This window comes from Pasteurella skyensis (assembly GCF_013377295.1).
Lineage (GTDB): Bacteria > Pseudomonadota > Gammaproteobacteria > Enterobacterales > Pasteurellaceae > Phocoenobacter > Phocoenobacter skyensis.
This window is the reverse complement of sequence record NZ_CP016180.1, coordinates 1,427,056-1,447,984: the sequence shown is the minus strand read 5'-3', so window position 1 is coordinate 1,447,984 and position 20,929 is coordinate 1,427,056. Positions and strand designations below refer to the sequence as shown.

Here is a 20,929-nt window from a genome sequence, read left to right as displayed (position 1 = left end):
CATAAAATCGTTGATATATAATGTAGAGATAAGAAAATACTTATCTCTACAAGATGACTAATTTTTATGTGGGTTTCGAGTGTTATTTGCACCTTCTAAATTACGCATTAACAAAGCATAATTTAATTCAATATCCGCTGGGACATCTAAAAACACAAAATGTCCATCACCTTTTCCTGATTCCACTTCTTCATTTTTACGATTGAGTATGCGTTCAATTTTAAAAACAATATTTCCTTTAGGAGTCATTAATTCAACATTATCACCCACTAAAAATTTGTTTTTAACAGCAACTTCCGCCATTCCTTGATCGTTACGTTTACCAGTAAATTCACCCACAAATTGTTGCTGATCTGAAATGGAGTAACCATAGTCATAATTTTGATATTCATCGTGAGTATGGCGACGTAAAAATCCTTCGGTATAGCCTCGATGTGCTAAGGATTCTAACGTTGTCATTAATGATTCATCAAAAGGTTTTCCTTCTGCTGCATCATCAATTGCCTTGCGATAAACTTGTGCTGTTCTTGCGCAGTAATAGAATGATTTGGTTCGTCCTTCAATTTTTAGGGAATGTACGCCAATTTTAGATAACTGTTCTACGTGTTGAATGGCACGTAAATCTTTGGAATTCATAATGTAAGTACCGTGTTCATCTTCGAATGCACTCATTTGCTCTTCTGGGCGATTAGACTCGGCTAATAAATAGACTTTATCTGTAGGTTTTCCTTCACCTAAAGTAGGAGCAACATTTTTAATTTCAATTTTCTCTGGTTTATTAGAAACAATATTACCTGTATCGTCTTCTTTACCTTCTTCTACAGAATATTCCCAACGGCAGGCGTTAGTGCAAGTTCCTTGATTTGGATCTCGTTTATTGATATAGCCTGAGAGTAAACAACGTCCTGAATATGCCATACACAACGCACCGTGCACAAATATTTCAATTTCCATTTCAGGAACTTCTCTACGGATCTCCGCTATTTCATCAATAGAAAGTTCTCGAGAAAGGATCACACGAGTGAGTCCCATTTGTTTCCAAAACTTAACGGTCGCCCAATTTACTGCATTTGCTTGTACGGAAAGGTGTACATCTATATCAGGAAAGTTCTCACGTACTAGCATAATTAACCCTGGATCGGACATAATCAACGCATCAGGCTTCATATCGACAACTTTTTTCAAATCACGGACAAAGGTTTTTAATTTAGAGTTATGAGGTGCAATATTCACAACCACATAAAACTTTTTGCCTAAAGCGTGTGCTTCATCAATGCCAATTTGTAGATTGGCGTGATTAAAATCATTATTACGTACTCGTAGGCTATAACGAGGTTGTCCTGCATAAACGGCATCTGCTCCATAGGCAAAAGCGTAACGCATATTTTTTAATGAACCAGCTGGTGAAAGTAGCTCTGGTTTATTATTTAACTCTTTTTGTAACATAAGGTAATTCTCTCTGATAACAAGTCAGTACTTCCTCACAAGGGAGGAAGCGTTAAAACGCTACATTTTCCAGTAATTTTTACTTTATCGCAAGGGATTACTGGATTTAAGTGGCAACTTTTAGTATCTTTATCTGATTAATACATTAATATCAAAAGAAATCGAATGAATAACACAACTTTTACCAAAAATATGCCGCTTAAAAAGGATTTACAGAAAACCATTGTCTTGAAGTTTGGAACAAGTGTTTTGACGCAAGGAACTCTCACTTTACATCGTCCACAAATACTGGAAATTGTACGTCAATGTACTGAGTTACAGAAACAAGGTTTTAGAATAGTGATAGTGACTTCGGGAGCGATAGCTGCTGGACGAGATTATTTAAGTAATCCCAAACTTCCACCTACTATTGCATCTAAACAGCTATTGGCGGCAGTCGGGCAAAGTCAGTTAATTCAAACGTGGGAGCAACTCTTTGATATTTATAATATTAAAATTGGACAAGTATTGTTAAGTCGTGCTGATGTAGAGGATCGAGAGCGTTTTTTAAATGCTCGAGATGTTTTAAATGTAATGTTAGATAATCAGATTATCCCTATTATTAATGAAAATGATGCTGTGGCAACGGCAGAAATAAAAGTGGGGGATAATGATAATTTATCTGCACTTACTGCCATTATTGCTCAGGCGGATCAACTCTATTTATTAACGGATCAACAAGGTTTATTTGATAGTGATCCTCGATCTAATCCTAATGCAAAATTACTCTCTGTCGTCAGTGAAATTACTGATGAAATTAAAGGGATCGCAGGGGACAGTGTCTCTGGTTTAGGAACAGGAGGAATGAGTACTAAAATTACGGCAGCGGATATTGCCACTCGTTCAGGTATTGAAACCATTATTGCTTCAGGAAGCCGTAACAATGTGATTTATGATCTGGCTAATGGAATGGATATTGGTACAAAATTTACGGTTGCAACGAATCTACTAGAAAGCCGTAAACAGTGGTTATTTGCAGCACCAACAGTAGGATCTTTATTGATTGATAAAGGGGCGGAAGTTGCACTAAAACAACATAAATCAATGCTTCCAGCAGGTATTGTAGCAGTAGAAGGGCGTTTTTCTCGAGGAGAGGTAATTTTAATTAAAAACAGTGATAATCAAGCTATTGCAAGGGGAATGGTGCGTTATAACAGTGAAGCGTTAGAATTAATTAGAGGAAAGCAATCGCAATATATTGAAACTATTTTAGGTTATCAATATGGCAGTGTTGCCATTCATAGTAATGATATGGTGTTACTATAATAAATAAGCCTTAAAAAGGAAAATAAGATGATGAAACTCAACGAAATGGGTAAAAAAGCGAAACAAGCGGCTTTTATCCTTGCACAATTGTCACAGCAACAAAAAAATAACGCCCTTGAAATTATTGCAAAAAGTTTACAAGATCGTACCGCTTCTATTCTTATTGAAAATGCGAAAGATATTAAAAATGCACAGCAAAACGGGCTGAGTGATGCATTAATTGATCGTTTATTATTAACAGAAGATCGTATTCAAAGTATAGCGAATGATGTTCGTCATATTATTGGATTGGCGGATCCTGTTGGCAAAATTTTGGATGGTGGACGTTTAGATAGTGGTTTAGAGATTAAACGAGTTTGTGTTCCTTTAGGGGTGATTGGCACAATTTATGAGGCTCGTCCTAATGTCACCGTTGATGTGGCAACCCTTTGTTTAAAAACAGGTAATGCGGTTATTTTGCGAGGAGGGAGTGAAACTCAGTATTCCAATAAAATATTGGTAGATGTTATCCAATCAGCCTTGCAGCAAGCAGGATTACCCATAGATGCTGTTCAGGCGATTACTGATACGGATCGTCAATTAGTGATGGATTTGCTAAAACTGGATCAATACGTAGATATGATCATTCCTCGTGGTGGGGCAAGATTACAAGAATTATGTAAACAACATTCTACTATCCCAGTTATTATTGGAGGGATCGGAGTTTGTCATCTTTTTGTAGAAGAAACAGCGGATTTAGAAAAATCCATTCTAGTGATCGTTAATGCTAAAACGCAACGTCCAAGTACGTGTAATACTTTAGAAACTTTGTTAGTACAACGCTCTATTGCAAAACAGTTTTTACCTAAACTAGCGGTATCATTACAACAAAAATTTGCAAAATTTCATTGTGATCCTACCGCTTATCAAATATTAGATAACGCAGGGTTTGATGTGCAACCCGTGACAGAACAAGCACTTCGTCAAGAATGGCTGTCGACTGATTTGAATATTGTTGTAGTTGATAATTTAGACCAAGCAGTGGCTCATATTCGTGAATATGGCAGTCAGCACTCTGATGGTATTTTGACTCAAAATCCACAACTTGCAGAGTTATTTGTTCGTCAAGTAGACTCAGCTGCGGTATATATTAATACCAGCACTCGCTTTACCGATGGTGCTCAGTTTGGACTTGGTGCAGAAGTTGCTGTTAGCACTCAGAAACTCCACGCTCGAGGTCCTATGGGATTAGATGCACTGACCACTTACAAATGGGTGTGTTCGAGTGACTATGTGAGCCGACAATAATCTTAAAAAAGCGGGGTTTTATACTGGCGTGCCTTTTAACTGCTTTCTTAACCATACTCGATTAGGATTTAAGACATGCCATAAATCTTCACTTAATGGGATCGGCTCATTACAAATTTGGCTAGCAAGCAGTTCACCAAGCAGTGGAGCAGTGGTTAAGCCACGTGATCCTAAACCAACAATAGTATAAAGTTGTGGATAAACGATCGCTGTTCCGATCGGTTTTCTACGACGACGAAGGTTGAATAAATTATTATATTGTTCTCGTTGTTTGTCTAAATTACCTACTGATCCCACCATTGGAATACGATCTCTTAATGTCGCTCTCACTCCTATTCTGGCAAGGTTTTGAGAGTGGTCGATCTCTTTATTCCAATCACAAGCGGTGACATTTTTTTGTAATTTTGCAATATTTTGTTGATGTTCTTCCAAACTAAAATGAGTATCCGTATTATCTCGTACGTGGCTTGCTCCAATACAGTGCGTTCCTTGTGCTGAAACAGGGGTTAAATAACCATCGTAACATAAAACGGTTTTTAATTTTTGTAACTCAGGGGTTGTTGGAAATTGACTGACTTGTCCACGCACTGCATAAAGTGGAATACCTTGTGTTTGTTCAAAATCTTTTAATGTGTGTCCGTTAGCTAATACTAAAGTTTGATGAGCAAAGGTTTCACCATTATGTTGCCATTGCCATAGATTATCTTGAAAAACAGGATTGGTGACTTCGTGATTTAGCACGATTTTCAAGCCTTTTTTCTCTAAATAAGCAAAACTGTTTTGTACAAATTGAATCGGGGATAGCCAGCCCGCACGTGGAATAAAGCCCCCGCCTTTTGTTACTGGTAAGCCAATTTTTTCACTTAATTGTTTTGCATTACATAGATGAAAGAGTGAATGATCATAATTAAGATCTGCCAGTTTTTGCAATTTATCCTGATTTTTCTGATTGTAGCCATAAATCGCTACACCACTTAGACTATGTTCAAAATCAATTTGTGGCTCTAACTGTTGAATACGTTGCAACGCATAGTCAAAACTATGCACATAAAAACGAATATTCCGTTCATCGTCATCACTAAGTTGAGGATAAATCGCTCCCTGAAGATTACCCGAAGCATTTTGAGCTAGGGCATTATCTTTACAGTATAATGTGACTTTTTTGCCTTTTTCTAATAAGGATAAACTTAAAAAGAGACTCGCAATTCCCCCACCGACAATCGCAATATCTTCTGTTTTTTCTTGTGGCTGTTGATAATAATAAGGCACTTTAATGGCTAATTTTTCACTTTGTTGTGGTTTTTCACCCCATAACATTTCACGCTTTTTACCAAAACCTTTGCGTTTTTTCACATCAAATCCAACTGCTTGTAACCCTTTACGTACAATACTTGCAGCAGTAAAAGTCGCAAAAGTACCTCCGTTTTTGGTTAAACGAAACATTTGTTGATACAGAGCTTCACACCACATTTGAGGGTTTTTATCAGGAGCAAAACCGTCTAAAAACCATACATCAATTTTTTCATTATATAAATCACCAAGTTGTGGCAGGTTGTCTAAAATATCGCCAAACCAAAGATCAAGATAAACATTGTCAAAGTGATAACGCTGACAACCTGTTTGCCACACATTCCAACAAGCGGTCAGATGTTGTGAAAAATTTGCAAATTGTGGGTAATTGCTATGAACTTGCGTTAATTGTTGCGAAGTTAAAGGATGTTTTTCAAAGGAGATAAAGTATAAACGCTGTAGTTGATGTTGTGGGTTTTGTTGTCTGAATTGCTGAAATCTTTCTGCTACTGCAAAAAAGTTTAATCCTGTTCCAAATCCTGTTTCTGCGATAACAAAAGCTGATTGTGAATGATTTAGCCATTTTTCCCATAGCTTATTACCTTCTTGAAAGACATAAATGCTTTCTGCAAGTCCGTCTTGGGTGGAAAAATAAATATCATCAAATTGTGTTGAAAAAGGTGTGTTATCAGTATTAAATGAAATGGAGGCAAAAGTAAGTTTAGACATTTTTATAAATTTTTATTAGATTAAAAATACGCTAAAAAGGATGTAAGTATAATATTATGGCATTATTTGGCGAAGTTGATCATATCTACCACGATTGCGAGCATTGGTATAGCCCATTTGTACCAATTTTTTTCGAGCGACTTCCGCCCGTCTGCCAGAGTGGCAATACAAATTTATCAGTTGTTTCCGATCTTTAACCACTGTCTGAATTTTTGCTGCGATTTCGTTGTAGGGAATTAACACAGCATTTTTGAGATGTCCGTTGTCCCACTCCTGTTGTGTACGCACATCAATCCACACAGCTTTTTCTTTTGCAACACTAACAGAAGGCAATGTTAGTCCCAAAATAATTAAGGAAAGCACCGCCAAATAAAATGTTTTCATTGTCTTCATTTTTTGTGTTTTTTATTAGTTTGTTGCAAATTCTCTCATATCAGGATCAACAGTTGTTTCTATTTAAGATTTACCACTAATTTTATATTCTAAAAAATATTATATGCAAAAAGTACGATCATACCTAAAGATGCACATACTGTAAGCATTGAATAACCAAAAGTTCCCATAATTAATTCCTCGAAAAAGTAAAATAATAAATGTATTTTAAAACTATTTTTTGAAATTGCAATCAAAGGAATTATTTTATTTAAGAAATTTTTTAAAACTCAGTTATAATAGACATAATTTTAAGTGTTTTATCTAGTAGGAGAAGAGAATGGCGACAATCAAAGATGTAGCTAAATTAGCTGGAGTATCAACTACAACGGTTTCTCACGTTATTAATAACACACGCTTTGTAGCTGAAAAAACGACTAAATTAGTTTGGGATGCCATTTCTGAATTGAATTATTCTCCCAGTGCGGTTGCTCGTAGTCTAAAAGTGAATACGACGAAATCTATCGGAATGATAGTGACAACGAGTGAATCGCCTTTTTTTGCAGAGATTATTTTAGCAATGGAACGTCATTGCTACGAAATGGGTTATTCACTTTTTTTATGTAATACGCAAAATGATCCTGAAAAAATTCAAAACCATTTGGATATGTTGATGACCAAACGTGTTGATGGTATTTTGGTTATGTGTAGTGAATATACTGAAAATTCTCTTGCGTTGTTAAATAAAGCGAATATTCCTATGGTAGTAATGGACTGGGGAGTAAGGGATCATAGTAGTGATCTTATTGCAGACAACAGTTTTTTAGGTGGTTATTTAGCGACTCAGCATTTGATTCAGAATGGGCATAAAAAAATTGCGGTAATAACAGGAAATTTATTTAAAACAGTGTCTAAAAATCGTTTTCAAGGTTTTAATAAGGCAATGGATGAAGCAAATTTATTAATTGAGCCACGATGGATTCAAGAAGGGGATTTTGAACCAGAAGGTGGTTTTGAATGTATGAATAATATTCTTGATTTAGAAGAATTACCAACTGCAGTGTTTTGTTTTAGCGATGTAATGGCATTAGGGGCAATTTCAGCGATTAATCTTAGAGGATTATCTGTTCCGCAGGATATTTCAATTATTGGTTATGATAATATTCACAATTCTCGTTTTTACGCACCTCCTTTAACAACGATGCATCAATCGAAATCACGACTTTCAGATAGGGTATTGGAGTTATTGTTAGAACGAATTTCTTCAAAAGAAACAAGTCACGAGCGACAGATGTTAGAATTTATACCTGAACTGGTAGTTCGTGATTCAGTACAGAATTTAAATAAAAATTAGGTAGGATTTTTAATGGAATTTTTAATTGATTTTTTTAGTGGTTATGGTTATTGGGCGGTATTTTTCGTATTGCTGGCTTGTGGATTTGGTTTACCTATTCCAGAAGATGTCACTTTGGTTTCAGGAGGCGTGATTTCTGGCTTGGGCTACACTAATGTGCATTGGATGTTAGTCGTGAGTATGGTTGGAGTGCTAGTAGGTGATAGCACAATGTACTGGCTAGGGCGTATTTATGGTAAGAAAATCTTACGTTTTCGATTTATTAAGCCATTAATTCGTCGTGGACGTTTGTCTGCGGTGAGGAAAATGTTTGATAAATATGGTAATCGTCTTTTATTTACCGCTCGCTTTTTACCTGGATTACGAGCCGTTGTTTACCTTGTTTCAGGGATCACGAATCGAGTAAATTATCTTCAGTTTGTTTTTGTTGATTTTTGTGCTGCTATTATTTCTGTGCCTATTTGGGTTTATTTAGGGAATTTTGGTGCTTCAAATTTAGATTGGGTTGAGGCTCAAATGCATAAAGGACAGGCGGTTGTTTATGTGATTTTAGTGGCGGTTATTTTATTTGTGGCGTGGAAAATTTATAAGAGACGTAAAAAGAAAAGTGCAAAAATCAAGCATAGCACAGAGAGCTGTGACAAGGTAAAATAAATGAAAAGAGTGGAGATTTTTACTGATGGTTCTTGTTTAGGTAATCCTGGTAGTGGTGGTATAGGTGTTTTGTTACGCTATAATCAACACGAAAAAAAAGTGACTAAAGGTTATTTTCAAACAACCAATAATCGAATGGAATTGCGAGCAGTCATTGAAGCTTTAAGTTTATTAAAAGAACCGTGCCAAGTCATTTTATTTAGTGACAGTCAGTATATGAAAAATGGGATTCAAAAATGGATTTTTAATTGGAAAAAAAATGATTGGAAAACCAGTGCGAAGCAACCAGTTAAGAATAAAGATTTATGGATAGCTTTGGAACAGCAGATAAAATTTCATCAAATTGATTGGCAGTGGGTAAAAGGACATTCGGGTCATCGTGAAAATGAAATTTGTGATGAGCTAGCTAGAGAAGGAGCAAATAATCCAACCTTAGAGGATATTGGATATGTTGCTGGATAACTAAACATAAGCGGTAAGATCTTGTTAAATTTTTGCAAATTCTGATAAACATCGTACCGCTATCAATAATTTAAAATGGATATAGCTTAACATTTTAAATTTTTCAAAGTATGAGGGTAGCTATGATTGATTATATTATTATCGGAATTATTGTTTTTTCGGCACTTGTTAGTTTATGGCGAGGGTTTATAAGAGAAGTAATGTCTCTTGCTGGTTGGGTACTCGCTTTTTTTGTAGCAAGTTATTTTTATCCTTATTTAAGTGTTTATTTGATGCAAGTAGATTCTATTTATCTACAACAATCTGAGTATTTACGTAATGGTATTGCCGCAACAGCCTTACTAATTGGAACATTAATTGTGATGAGTGTGGTTAACGCATTGTTGGGTAAGTTAGTAGAAAAAACAGGCTTAAGTGGTACAGATCGAGTCTTAGGTATTGTTTTTGGCGGATTACGAGGCGTGTTGATTATTGCGGCCTTGCTCTTCTTCTTAGATAGTTTTACTCAAGCGAATCAAACACAATGGTGGAAAGAATCTCAATTGATTCCTCATTTTGGCTTTATTGTAAAATGGTTTTTTGAACAGCTACAAGCTAATTCAAGTTTGTTGAAATAAAATTGAATGAAAAATAGTAAAAACTTAATAACATCTAACCGCTTATCTGAGCGTTTAGTTATTGCTATAACAGGTGCGAGTGGTGCAATTTATGCTATTCGTATGTTAGAAGTATTAAAATCAACAGAAGTTGAAACACATCTTATTATTAGTAATGCAGCAAAGCAGACTATTGCGGCAGAAACCAATTATTCTCTAACAGAAATTAAAGCTTTGGCAGATAAAGTGTATGATATTAGAGATATTGGTGCTGCCATTTCATCAGGTTCATTTCGAACGAGAGGAATGATTATTTTACCTTGTTCGATGAAAACCCTGTCAGGGGTGGCAAATAGCTATACAGATGATTTGATTACTCGTGCTGCTGACGTTATTTTAAAAGAGCGTAAACCGTTAGTACTTTGTGTACGAGAGACGCCATTACACTTAGGGCATTTACGTTTGATGACTCAAGTCACAGAGATGGGTGGGCAAATTGTGCCATTAATGCCAGCATTTTATCATCAGCCTAAAACGGTTGCTGATATTGTTGATCAAGGTGTTAATCGTTTGCTTGATCAATTTGATATTTATCTTGGGGATGAATTATTTACACGTTGGGGAAGTGAGTAATCACATTATATTTGGTAGTAGTATGTTCCTGTAAAATGAAAGTTAAGGAACACTGACTGTTTATTTTGTCATATAGTTTCAGGAGGATTTATGGTTGCGATTCGCCGCTCCCATTTACTTGATTTAAGTAATTTTGAATTAGCCAACTGGGGTGCTTCTTTGCAAATGTCTCCAGTGACTTTTGAAGAAATTCAGATTGCTTGGAATTATTCTCAAGAAAAATTAGATGTGGAACATTATCCATTGATGTGGTTCGGCATTGAAATGGTGGAAATCTTGCATAGCTTGAATATGGATGATGAAAGCCTTGTTGCAGCCTTTTTATTTCCTTTAGTTAAATATCGCATTATTGATTTAATCCAAGTTAAAGATGATTTTAATGATGGTATTACGAACCTTATTCAAGGTGTATTAGAAATGGATAATCTGCGCCAATTAAATGCAGGTAACTCCTCAGATATTCAAATTGATAATATCCGTCGTATGTTATTAGCCATGGTAAAAGACTTTCGATGTATGGTTATTAAACTGGCTGAGCGTATTACTTATTTACGAGATACAGCCCAAACGGAAGAAGACATTGTTTTAGCCGCAAAAGAGTGTTCACAAATTTATGCTCCTCTTGCCAATCGTTTAGGGATTGGACAGTTAAAATGGGAATTAGAGGACTATTGTTTTAGATCATTACATCCTAGCCAATATAAGCAAGTGGCTAAAATGGATCTTAACGAAAGACGTTTAGATCGTGAAAAATATATTGCTGATTTTATTTCAGATCTCCAAAGCCTGTTTGAGGAAGAGCTTGAAAACTTCCAAATTTATGGACGTCCAAAACATATTTACAGTATTTGGAAAAAAATGCAACGTAAGCATCTCTCTTTTGAACAACTTTTTGATGTCAGAGCAGTGCGAATTATTGTTTCTACTTTAGAAGATTGCTATACCGCATTGGGAATTGTACATACCAACTACCAACATTTAGCAGAGCATTTTGATGATTATATTTCAAATCCAAAACCGAATGGCTATCAATCATTACATACTGTTGTATTAGGTGAAGGTGATAAACCAATAGAAGTACAAATTCGAACGCAACAAATGCATGATGATGCAGAGTTAGGCGTTGCCGCTCATTGGAAATATAAAGAAGGTACAGCAGCAGGTAGAGCTGGCTACGAAGATAAAATTGTATGGCTACGTAAACTACTTGATTGGCAGAATGATATTGCAGATTCTAATGATACGATCAGCGAATTGCGTAGTCAGGTATTTGATGACAGAGTCTATGTGTTTACACCTCGTGGTGAGGTTATTGATCTACCTAAAAATGCAACACCGCTTGATTTTGCTTATGCGATACACAGTGAAGTAGGACATCGTTGCATTGGTGCAAAAGTTGCTGGACGCATTGTGCCTTTTACCTACATTCTGAAAATGGGGGATCAGGTTGAAATTATTACACAAAAGACACCAAATCCAAGTCGAGATTGGTTAAATCCAAATTCTGGCTTTATTCATACTGCTCGAGCGAGAGCCAAAATTGTGGCGTTCTTTAAAAAACAGGATCGAGATAAGAATATTCCAATTGGAAAAGATCTGCTAGAAGCGGAAATGGCAAAGTTTAATTTTACTCAAAAACAAATTGAGCAATATGCGTTGCCTCGTTACAACTTAAAACAGATTGAAGATCTCTATGCTGCCATTGGTAGTGGTGATATCCGCCTTACTCAATTAAGCCATTATTTACAAACAAAATTAATTAAGCCAACTGCAGAACAAGAGAATGAGGCAATTCTTAAAAATGTTGCTAATAAAGCGTCCAATATTGCCAAAGCAAAAAGTAGCGATATTATTATTGATGGCGTTGGCAATTTAATGCATACCGTTGCACGCTGTTGTCAACCTATTCCAGGAGATTTGATAGTGGGTTATATTACTCAAGGACGAGGTATTTCTATTCATAAATCAGATTGTGAACAATTGTTTGAATTAAAAAGTGTTAATCCTGAACGTGTTGTTGAGGCGCAATGGGGAACAAATGATGCTCGTGGTTTTGGTTTGACCATTCGAATCCTAGCGAATGATCGTAATGGATTATTACGAGATGTAAGTGGTGTAATGGCGAATGAGAAAGTAAAAGTATTAAGTGTTTCTAGTCGAACAGATGTGAAAACAAATTTAGTAACCATCAACATTGAAATTGAGCTGACTAATGTAGAATTATTGACTAAATTATTAGCCCGACTTAAGCAACTTGATGAAATAATCGAAGCAAAGCGCTTAGCAGGTTAACATAATGGTTTATGATTTACATAGTCACAGCACAGCTTCAGATGGATTATTGACACCAACAGAATTAGTTAACCGAGCAGTTGAAAAAGGTATTGATGTACTTGCTTTAACTGATCACGATACGATCGCAGGATTAGTAGAAGCAAGGCAAGCGACACAAACACTGCCTATTCAGCTTATTTCTGGAGTAGAAATTTCTGTAGTATGGCAAAACAAAAATATTCATTTAAGTGCATTAAACTTTGATGAAAATAATCAAAAATTGGTAAATTTATTACAAAATCAGACCGCTTTAAGAGAGCAACGCGCCATTCAAATTGCAGAAAAGTTAGCAAAAGTGGGGATTCTTAATGCGTATGAAGGTGCGAAAGCATTGGCAGAGGGAGAAATAACACGGGCACATTATGCTCGTTTTTTAGTAGAGATTGAAGCGGTAAAAAGTATGGAAAAAGCCTTTAAAAAATATTTAGGGCAAGGAAAATCCGCTTATGTGAAGCCAATGTGGTGTTCAATGGAAGATGCGATAGATACTGTTCATCAGGCTGGCGGAGTTATAAATATTGCTCACCCACTGCGTTATAAATTAACGGCTCGCTGGATCAAGCGTTTGATCACTGCTTTTAAAGAAGCAGGCGGAGACGGTATTGAAGTGGCAGGTTGTGGACAGTCGAAGGATCAACGTCAACTTTTAGCACGCTGGGCAGAAGAATTTGAACTTTACGCTTCGGTGGGATCTGATTTTCACTTTCCAACTCAATGGCTCGATCTTGGAAAAGATCTTTCACTTCCAACAAATTGTAAGCCAATTTGGGAATTATGGGAACGTGCTTCCTAAAAATAATGAAAACAAATAGTTAAGTATTTTTTACAAGGAAAATATTTATATACTTTTAGTTTTAATCAAACTATTTATATAAACTTTTTCTCAATTGTGGTATAACTTGCCCCTGTTAAATTTTGCAGGCAGAAATAAAGGAAGAAAAGTATGAGTCAGTTTTTTTATATCCATCCAGATAATCCACAACAACGTTTAATTAATCAAGCAGTTGAAATTATTAAGCAAGGTGGGGTTGTGGTATATCCAACAGATTCTGGCTATGCATTAGGTTGTGGAATTGGTGAAAAACGTGCAATTGATAAAATTGTAGAAATTCGCAAGTTACCCCTTAATCATAATTTTACTTTGGTATGTAATGATTTATCAGAGCTGTCAAATTATGCGTTAGTCACCAATGTATCTTATCGTTTAATTAAAAATAATGTACCGAATCCTTACACTTTTATTCTCCCTGCAACAAAAGAAGTTCCTCGCCGTTTATGGACAAAGCGTAAAACTATTGGTATTCGAGTACCAAAAAATAATATTGCGTTAGCATTATTGCAAACCTTAGGTGAGCCAATTTTATCGTGTTCATTAATGTTACCAGATGAAAATGTGACTCAGTCTGATCCTGATGAGATCAGAAATTATTTAGAACGACGTGTTGAATTGATTATTCACGGTGGTTATTTAGGGCAAACGCCAACCACAGTGATCGACTTAACAGAAGACACACCAGTGATTATTCGTGAAGGAACAGGCGATTTAACGCCTTTCTTAGCATAAAATTATTTATAACCGACGCTTGTGAAAGCGACAACAAAAGGAAAGATCGATGAAAGATTTGCAAAAAAAGACAACAAAACGACCGCTTAGAACAACCGCAAAACCAGCAGTAAAAAGAACGGATACTCAAGTAGAGCAGAAAAGTGAAGATAAAAAAGTAAAAGTGGAAGGGGAAAAACTACAAAAGATCTTGGCGAGAGCAGGTCGAGGATCTCGTCGTGAATTAGAGAAAGTCATTGAGCAAGGGCGAGTGAGTGTCGATGGAAAAATTGCCAAACTAGGTGATCGAGTGCAACTGAATAGTGGCACTAAAATTCGTATTGACGGACACCTTGTTTATCTTAAAACAACACAAAAAGAAGTGTGTCGAGTGTTAATGTATTACAAACCAGAAGGTGAACTTTGTACTCGTTCTGATCCTGAAGGTCGAGCGACCGTATTTGACCGTTTACCTCGTTTAACAGGTGCAAGATGGATTGCTGTTGGACGTTTAGATGTAAACACATCGGGGTTATTACTTTTCACAACCGATGGAGAATTAGCGAATCGTTTAATGCACCCAAGCCAAGAGGTTGAGAGAGAATATTCGGTGCGAGTGTTTGGTAATGTTGATGAGGCAATGCTACAACGTCTACGTAAAGGTGTACAGCTTGAAGATGGAATGGCAAATTTTAAACAGATTAAAGCAATGGGTGGTGCAGGAATTAACCAATGGTTTGATGTTACCTTAACGGAAGGGCGTAATCGAGAAGTGCGTCGTTTATGGGAATCTCAAGAGGTACAAGTCAGTCGCTTAATCAGAATTCGTTACGGAAACATTAAATTGGCAAAAGGTTTGCCTCGTGGTGGCTGGGAAGAGATGGATCTACAACAAGTAAATTATTTACGTGAACTTGTAGGTTTAGCTCCTGAAACAGAAACTAAAATTGATGTGACTAAAAACCGTAGAAGAACCAATATCCGTCAAATTAGAAAATCGGTTAAACAGCATCAGAAATATAGAAAATAATATTATTTTTAAAATTTGTAAAAATTTATTAGAAAGTGACCGCTTGTTTGGTATAAAAAAAGGAAGATATAAAAATCTTCCTTTTTGCTATTTTTATAATAACTTAAAACGGAATATCATCATCAAAATTATCCATCGGTGGAGCAGATTGTTGTGGTGCTGCTTGAGATGGTGTTGATGGTTTTGGGGCAGAACTAAAACTGTTTTGCTGTTGTGGTGCTGAGTAACCACCTTGTTGTGCTTGAGGAGCAAAGCCTCCAGCTTGACCACCACGACTATCTAGCATTTGTAATACATCACCTACAATTTCAGTTGTATAGCGATCTTGCCCAGTTTGATCTTGCCATTTGCGGGTTTTTAATTTCCCTTCAACATACACTTTTGAACCTTTACGCAAATATTCACCTGCGACTTCTGCTTGACGACGGAAGAATACAATTCTATGCCATTCAGTCACTTCACGACGTTCGCCTGTATTACGATCTGTCCAACTTTCTGATGTCGCTACACTTAAATTTGCTACCGCTTCACCATTTGGCATTGTTCTCATATCTGGATCATTTCCAAGATTACCAACAATAATTACTTTATTTACACCAGCCATAAAAATTCCTCTTTGTTTAATTTTGTTATTGATTTGATCTTGCTATTTTGCCTGAAATAAAAAATAAAATCACTAGTTAAACTGACAGTTTGTACAGTTATTTTTAAATTTTGCGATAGGAAACGAAAAATGAACACTATATTTAACTGAATTAGTAAGTACTACTTGTGACATAATATTGTGTTGTACTTATTCAGTAATTAATTTTGCAAACTTTTCTAATTTTTTGATATCTGATGTATTATTCTGTTTCGCTATTTCAATATGGGGTTGTAAATTCCAACCTATTGATTTTGCACCTTTGGAAACTAATTTATCTAATTCTTTCTCACTCTTTTCCTTCCATTTATTGTAATGGGCATATCTATAAAACCATAATTCTGCCAAAAGTCCTAAATTATTTTGATCTACCATCTCAAACGCCTTATCAATATATTTTTCAGCCGTTTCAAAATCTTGTTTAGAAATTATTCGGTGATGTGCATAGTTTCCAATGCTGTTAGCATGATCAGGGTCTAATTCAATGGATTTTTGGTAATAATGTTCTGCTTTATCATAGTCCTTGCGAATATCAGAAAGGAATAGAGCATAGTTGCCAATGTGGTTAGCATTATCAGGGTCTAATTTAATAGATTTTTGGTAATAATGTTCAGCTTTATCATAATTCTTGCGAATATCAGAAAGGAATAGAGCGTAGTTTCCAATAAAGTCTGCATCTTCAGGTTCTAATTCAATGGATTTTTGGTAATATTGTTCAGCTTTATCATAGTCCTTGCGAATATCAGAAAGGAATGAAGCATAGTTGCCAATGTTGTTAGTATGATCAGGGTCTAATTTAATGGATTTTTGGTAATATTGTTCAGCTTTATCATAGTTTTTGCGAATATCAGAAAGGAATAGAGCGTACTCTCCTATAAGGTTAGCACTATTAGGATAGTTAATTACACCTTTTTGGTAAATATCTCCTTTTTTATTGATATCTTTTTCTAAATAAGCATCCAACATTACTTTCATTGCACCAGTAAAAAAGTCTTTAATTTCTGTGGTTACTTTCTTTTCTTCTTTCTGTGATTTAAACTTATCTAAAAGAGCTTTGTGTTTTTCATTTAAACTTGAAATTCTTTCTTTTGCAGCTACAACAAATGAATGATTTTCAAAATCATCTAAGTTTTTAAAAATCTTATATTCCAAATTATTATAAAGAGAAAGCATTAATTCATCAAAATCAGATATTTTAACTATAAAATCTTTTCCTGTTAGTAAGTTATTTATTTTAGAATTTCGCGGACTATTATTTTGCATACACCAATAAATAGGTTTTCTATCTTCAGATTCTATACTCTTTAAGTAATCCATTAAACTGCCATCATTACCTCCATAGCCTATAACTAATAGATTGAAATTTTTTAAAATTGGTTTTAAAGCCCGTTCCCATTCTTCTTTTAATTTCTCTGTCTCTTCTTTATCATTAAGAGGATGTAAGAATAAATCTCTATGAATTTTAATTATGGTGGGTCTTTCTGTTTGAGAAGAAACAAATTCGGCAAGAGTTTCATGCCCTGCGCCAAAAGGTTTTGTAGGAGTATACATCCTAACAGCATCTTCTATTAGATAATCAAAATTAGTCGTGATAACAAAATTATGTTTCTCATTAGCAAGTATTTGAGAAAGAATGACATAACCCAAACCCGGTTCTATAGGTTCCATTATTTTCTTAAACTTGTCGTAACCAAGTTGTGGTGATGTTTCATATCTCTTTTGGTATATAGAAGAATAAAATTCCCCTATTCTATCTTCTTCAAAACCACTTTCTTTTTTCCAGTCTGATAATTCTGTTTCATCTAAGTCATTCTTTAAATCATTATACCATTCGCGTGATAATTCCCAACCAGTTGGAATTCCTGAACTTTTTGATGCACCTGCCCCAATTAAAAAACAAAATCTTGTTTCAGAACTATTAAGTTTTTTGACGTCTTTAAATATTCTAACAAGCTGCTTTTGGTTCATTTGTTTAGGTTTATGATTATCCATTTTTTTATCCTTAATTATTGATAAATAAATTTGCAATTCATTGATTTAAAAATATTTTTTATGAAAAACATTCAAGAATCTGTAAATTCTTATAAAAATCTGACCGCTTATAAACAGATCTAATACTAGCACAAAAAACAACAATAAAATAAAAAAGCTATCACTAAAATTGATTTTCTGTATAGTGTAGCAAGACTAAAATTATGCGATAATTATGTATGGTTTATTTTTGAATTTTAAAAAGTTAAGTGATTATGAAAAACATTGATGTGCGTGGGGCAAGAACCCATAATTTAAAAAATATAAATGTGATTATTCCTCGTGATAAATTAATTGTCGTCACAGGTTTATCGGGTTCTGGCAAATCGTCTTTGGCATTTGATACCCTTTATGCCGAAGGACAACGTCGTTATGTAGAATCACTTTCCCCTTATGCAAGACAGTTTTTATCTTTAATGGAAAAGCCTGATGTAGATCATATTGAAGGGCTTTCACCAGCAATTTCTATTGAGCAAAAATCAACCTCTCATAATCCACGTTCAACGGTCGGTACAATCACGGAAATTCACGATTATTTACGTTTGCTTTTTGCAAGAGTGGGTGAACCGCGTTGTCCTGAGCATAACACTACATTACAAGCTCAAACTATTTCACAGATGGTCGATCGAGTTTTAGAAGAGCCAGAAGGTAAACGTTTAATGTTACTTGCTCCAGTGGTTAAGGCTCGTAAAGGTGAGCATATAAAATTATTGGAAAATTTGACTGCTCAAGGTTATATTCGAGCAAGAATTGATGGCGAAATTTGTGATTTATCGGATCCCCCAACCTTAGAATTGCAGAAAAAACATACCATTGAAGTGGTGGTGGATCGATTTAAAGTGCGAGCTGATCTAAAAACACGTTTAGCAGAATCCTTTGAAACTGCTTTAGATCTTTCAGGCTCAACGGCTATTGTGGCGGATATGGACGATCCAAATGCAGAAGAATTAGTTTTTTCTTCTAGTTTTGCGTGTACAGAGTGTGGTTATTCATTAACGGAGTTAGAGCCTCGTCTGTTTTCCTTTAATAATCCAGCTGGGGCGTGTTCAACTTGTGATGGGTTAGGTATTCAGCAATATTTTGATGAAAATAAAGTGATTCAAAATGCTGAAATTTCATTAGCTAATGGTGCTATTAAAGGGTGGGATCGCCGTAGTTTCTATTATTTTAGTCTACTAAAATCATTAGCCGCACACTATAAATTTGATATTGAAAAACCATTTAATCAGCTATCTAAAAAGATCCAACATATTATTTTAAATGGTTCGGACGAAGAAATTAAATTTAATTATATCAATGACAAGGGCGATACCGTTACTCGCACTCATACCTTTGAGGGTATGTTAAATAATATGGCACGTCGTTATCAGCAAACAGAATCAAATTCAGTGCGTGATGAATTATCAAAATATATCAATAATCGCCCTTGTAAAGCCTGTGATGGCTCACGTTTGTGTAAAGAAGCACGAAATGTCTTTATTGAAAAAACAAATTTACCTGAAATTTCAGAGAAAAGTATTGGTGAAGCGGCTGAGTTTTTTGAACATTTAACCCTTTCAGGTCAAAGAGCCAAAATTGCCGAGAAAATTTTAAAAGAAATTCGTGAGCGTTTGCAGTTTTTAGTGAATGTTGGGTTAAATTATTTATCCCTTTCTCGCAGTGCAGAAACTTTATCGGGTGGGGAAGCACAGCGTATCCGTTTAGCAAGTCAAATCGGTGCAGGGCTAGTGGGGGTGATGTATGTGCTTGATGAACCCTCTATTGGTTTACATCAACGAGATAATGAACGTTTATTAAAAACTCTTATACATTTGCGTAATTTAGGGAATACCGTAATTGTGGTAGAACACGATGAAGACGCGATTATGATGGCGGATCATATTATTGATATTGGTCCAGGTGCAGGGGTTCACGGTGGTGAAGTGATCGCAGAAGGAACAGCGAAACAGATTATGCAAAATAAACTCTCTTTAACAGGTAAGTTCCTTTCTGGTAAAGAAAAAATTGATATACCAACTCAACGAGTAAAACGTGATCCTAAACGTATCTTAAGTTTAAAAGGGGCATCAGGAAATAACCTTAAAAATGTCAATTTAGAGATTCCAGCAGGTTTATTTACTTGTGTAACAGGTGTTTCTGGCTCAGGTAAATCAACCTTAATTAATGATACTTTATTCCCATTGGCTCAAAATGAATTAAACCGAGCCGATAAACGCAATATAGCCCCTTATAAAAGTATTGAAGGCTTAGCCCACTTTGATAAAGTCATTGATATCAACCAAAGTCCGATTGGTCGAACACCACGTTCAAACCCAGCAACTTATACCGGTGTGTTTACCCCTATTCGTGAGCTTTTTGCTGGTGTGCCAGAATCTCGAGCAAGAGGTTATAATGTAGGACGTTTTAGCTTTAATGTGCGAGGTGGACGCTGCGAAGCCTGTCAAGGTGATGGTGTAATTAAAGTTGAAATGCACTTTTTACCTGATGTTTATGTGCCTTGTGACCACTGTAAAGGTAAACGCTACAATCGAGAAACCTTAGAAATCCGTTATAAAGGGAAAACCATTGATCAAGTGTTAAATATGACAGTGGAAGAAGCGAGAGAATTTTTTGATGCAATTCCTGTTTTAGCACGTAAATTACAAACTTTAGTTGATGTGGGATTATCCTATATTCGCTTAGGACAAGCTTCAACTACCCTTTCTGGGGGAGAGGCACAACGTGTTAAATTAGCGACTGAATTATCAAAACGAGATACAGGCAAAACCCTTTATATTCTTGATGAACCAACCACAGGCTTACATTTTGCAGATATCAAGCAGTTATTAACGGTGCTACACAAATTACGCGATCACGGTAATACCATTGTGGTGATTGAGCATAATTTAGATGTCATCAAAACTGCTGACTGGATTATCGATTTAGGACCAGAAGGTGGTAGCGGTGGCGGAGAAATCATCGTACAGGGAACACCTGAACAAGTCGCAAAAGATAAAAAATCTTATACTGCACATTTTTTAAAAGCAGTGTTAGAGAAAGGGTAAGAGATATAGCGGTTACATTTAAGTGAAAATTTACCAATTAAATCAAGTCTTTATGTCGTATAATATGTTACGCCCTCGTTCTCGGTTCCTGAGCTCGGTTATTGAGTCTGTCGAAATATCGAAGGGTAGAGAAGCGTTCACCAAAAAAAGATTAGTGTATAAACACCTAACACTTC

The 20,929-nt window shown here is 35.6% G+C and carries 17 protein-coding genes; 12 read left to right on the top strand and 5 right to left on the bottom strand.

Annotated elements, in window-relative coordinates; all coding sequences use genetic code 11:
* Positions 1 to 57 precede the first annotated feature (57 nt).
* The gene (gene trhP / locus A6B44_RS06920; RefSeq protein WP_090922816.1) at positions 58 to 1,446 is read right to left on the bottom strand and encodes a prephenate-dependent tRNA uridine(34) hydroxylase TrhP; all 1,389 of its coding nucleotides are present in this window, start codon (positions 1,444 to 1,446) and stop codon (positions 58 to 60) included.
* 165 nt (positions 1,447 to 1,611) lie between these two features.
* Here trhP and proB point away from each other — a divergent pair, with 165 nt between their 5' ends.
* A complete protein-coding gene (gene proB, locus A6B44_RS06915) occupies positions 1,612 to 2,751 on the top strand; it encodes a glutamate 5-kinase (protein ID WP_246253101.1) in 1,140 nt (379 codons plus the stop codon).
* 30 nt (positions 2,752 to 2,781) lie between these two features.
* A complete protein-coding gene (proA, locus tag A6B44_RS06910; protein ID WP_090922843.1) occupies positions 2,782 to 4,038 on the top strand; it encodes a glutamate-5-semialdehyde dehydrogenase in 1,257 nt (418 codons plus the stop codon).
* Between the two features lie 18 nt (positions 4,039 to 4,056).
* On the opposite strand, the gene mnmC is transcribed toward proA, so the two are convergent.
* Entirely contained in the window at positions 4,057 to 6,057 is a 2,001-nt protein-coding gene (mnmC, locus tag A6B44_RS06905; protein WP_090922818.1) for a bifunctional tRNA (5-methylaminomethyl-2-thiouridine)(34)-methyltransferase MnmC2/FAD-dependent 5-carboxymethylaminomethyl-2-thiouridine(34) oxidoreductase MnmC1, read from the bottom strand.
* Between the two features lie 54 nt (positions 6,058 to 6,111).
* Positions 6,112 to 6,450, bottom strand: a complete 339-nt coding sequence (locus tag A6B44_RS06900) for a rhodanese-like domain-containing protein (protein ID WP_218061364.1) — start codon at positions 6,448 to 6,450, stop codon at positions 6,112 to 6,114.
* Positions 6,451 to 6,769: 319 nt separating this feature from the next.
* On the opposite strand from A6B44_RS06900, the gene purR reads away from it, so the two are divergent.
* The 9 genes from purR to rluB all read left to right on the top strand — a co-directional run bounded on the left by purR (position 6,770) and on the right by rluB (position 15,035).
* The gene (gene purR / locus A6B44_RS06895; RefSeq protein ID WP_090922821.1) at positions 6,770 to 7,783 is read left to right on the top strand and encodes an HTH-type transcriptional repressor PurR; all 1,014 of its coding nucleotides are present in this window, start codon (positions 6,770 to 6,772) and stop codon (positions 7,781 to 7,783) included.
* A gap of 12 nt (positions 7,784 to 7,795) precedes the next feature.
* Entirely contained in the window at positions 7,796 to 8,437 is a 642-nt protein-coding gene (locus A6B44_RS06890) for a DedA family protein (RefSeq protein ID WP_090922824.1), read from the top strand.
* A complete protein-coding gene (gene rnhA, locus A6B44_RS06885; protein WP_090922826.1) occupies positions 8,438 to 8,899 on the top strand; it encodes a ribonuclease HI in 462 nt (153 codons plus the stop codon).
* Between the two features lie 122 nt (positions 8,900 to 9,021).
* Positions 9,022 to 9,516, top strand: a complete 495-nt coding sequence (locus A6B44_RS06880; protein ID WP_090922828.1) for a CvpA family protein — start codon at positions 9,022 to 9,024, stop codon at positions 9,514 to 9,516.
* A gap of 6 nt (positions 9,517 to 9,522) precedes the next feature.
* Positions 9,523 to 10,128, top strand: a complete 606-nt coding sequence (locus tag A6B44_RS06875; RefSeq protein WP_090922830.1) for a UbiX family flavin prenyltransferase — start codon at positions 9,523 to 9,525, stop codon at positions 10,126 to 10,128.
* Positions 10,129 to 10,218: 90 nt separating this feature from the next.
* Positions 10,219 to 12,420 (top strand): GTP diphosphokinase, encoded by a 2,202-nt coding sequence (gene relA / locus A6B44_RS06870; protein WP_090922832.1) that lies wholly within the window; start codon positions 10,219 to 10,221, stop codon positions 12,418 to 12,420.
* Between the two features lie 4 nt (positions 12,421 to 12,424).
* A complete protein-coding gene (gene rnm, locus A6B44_RS06865) occupies positions 12,425 to 13,255 on the top strand; it encodes an RNase RNM (protein WP_090922834.1) in 831 nt (276 codons plus the stop codon).
* Positions 13,256 to 13,405: 150 nt separating this feature from the next.
* Complete coding sequence (locus A6B44_RS06860; protein ID WP_090922836.1) at positions 13,406 to 14,026, top strand: L-threonylcarbamoyladenylate synthase; 621 nt, start codon at positions 13,406 to 13,408, stop codon at positions 14,024 to 14,026.
* Between the two features lie 49 nt (positions 14,027 to 14,075).
* Entirely contained in the window at positions 14,076 to 15,035 is a 960-nt protein-coding gene (gene rluB, locus A6B44_RS06855) for a 23S rRNA pseudouridine(2605) synthase RluB (protein ID WP_090922837.1), read from the top strand.
* 103 nt (positions 15,036 to 15,138) lie between these two features.
* Here the strand turns inward: rluB and A6B44_RS06850 are convergent, their stop codons facing one another.
* Both A6B44_RS06850 and A6B44_RS06845 read right to left on the bottom strand, forming a co-directional pair.
* A complete protein-coding gene (locus tag A6B44_RS06850; RefSeq protein WP_090922838.1) occupies positions 15,139 to 15,639 on the bottom strand; it encodes a single-stranded DNA-binding protein in 501 nt (166 codons plus the stop codon).
* A 189-nt stretch (positions 15,640 to 15,828) separates the two neighbouring features.
* Positions 15,829 to 17,670, bottom strand: a complete 1,842-nt coding sequence (locus tag A6B44_RS06845) for a tetratricopeptide repeat protein (RefSeq protein WP_090922839.1) — start codon at positions 17,668 to 17,670, stop codon at positions 15,829 to 15,831.
* A gap of 254 nt (positions 17,671 to 17,924) precedes the next feature.
* Here A6B44_RS06845 and uvrA point away from each other — a divergent pair, with 254 nt between their 5' ends.
* The gene (gene uvrA, locus A6B44_RS06840) at positions 17,925 to 20,753 is read left to right on the top strand and encodes an excinuclease ABC subunit UvrA (protein WP_090922840.1); all 2,829 of its coding nucleotides are present in this window, start codon (positions 17,925 to 17,927) and stop codon (positions 20,751 to 20,753) included.
* Positions 20,754 to 20,929: the final 176 nt, after the last annotated feature.

Excerpts from the sequence above, each read along its gene's own strand:
- uvrA (WP_090922840.1), top strand. The coding sequence starts at position 17,925 with ATGAAAAACATTGATGTGCGTGGGGCAAGAACCCATAATTTAAAAAAT.
- rnm (WP_090922834.1), top strand. The coding sequence starts at position 12,425 with ATGGTTTATGATTTACATAGTCACAGCACAGCTTCAGATGGATTATTG.
- rnhA (WP_090922826.1), top strand. The coding sequence starts at position 8,438 with ATGAAAAGAGTGGAGATTTTTACTGATGGTTCTTGTTTAGGTAATCCT.
- A6B44_RS06875 (WP_090922830.1), top strand. The coding sequence starts at position 9,523 with ATGAAAAATAGTAAAAACTTAATAACATCTAACCGCTTATCTGAGCGT.
- A6B44_RS06860 (WP_090922836.1), top strand. The coding sequence starts at position 13,406 with ATGAGTCAGTTTTTTTATATCCATCCAGATAATCCACAACAACGTTTA.
- A6B44_RS06850 (WP_090922838.1), bottom strand. The coding sequence starts at position 15,639 with ATGGCTGGTGTAAATAAAGTAATTATTGTTGGTAATCTTGGAAATGAT.
- A6B44_RS06845 (WP_090922839.1), bottom strand. The coding sequence starts at position 17,670 with ATGGATAATCATAAACCTAAACAAATGAACCAAAAGCAGCTTGTTAGA.
- A6B44_RS06880 (WP_090922828.1), top strand. The coding sequence starts at position 9,022 with ATGATTGATTATATTATTATCGGAATTATTGTTTTTTCGGCACTTGTT.
- A6B44_RS06890 (WP_090922824.1), top strand. The coding sequence starts at position 7,796 with ATGGAATTTTTAATTGATTTTTTTAGTGGTTATGGTTATTGGGCGGTA.
- proA (WP_090922843.1), top strand. The coding sequence starts at position 2,782 with ATGAAACTCAACGAAATGGGTAAAAAAGCGAAACAAGCGGCTTTTATC.
- A6B44_RS06900 (WP_218061364.1), bottom strand. The coding sequence starts at position 6,450 with ATGAAGACAATGAAAACATTTTATTTGGCGGTGCTTTCCTTAATTATT.
- relA (WP_090922832.1), top strand. The coding sequence starts at position 10,219 with ATGGTTGCGATTCGCCGCTCCCATTTACTTGATTTAAGTAATTTTGAA.
- purR (WP_090922821.1), top strand. The coding sequence starts at position 6,770 with ATGGCGACAATCAAAGATGTAGCTAAATTAGCTGGAGTATCAACTACA.
- rluB (WP_090922837.1), top strand. The coding sequence starts at position 14,076 with ATGAAAGATTTGCAAAAAAAGACAACAAAACGACCGCTTAGAACAACC.
- proB (WP_246253101.1), top strand. The coding sequence starts at position 1,612 with ATGAATAACACAACTTTTACCAAAAATATGCCGCTTAAAAAGGATTTA.
- mnmC (WP_090922818.1), bottom strand. The coding sequence starts at position 6,057 with ATGTCTAAACTTACTTTTGCCTCCATTTCATTTAATACTGATAACACA.
- trhP (WP_090922816.1), bottom strand. The coding sequence starts at position 1,446 with ATGTTACAAAAAGAGTTAAATAATAAACCAGAGCTACTTTCACCAGCT.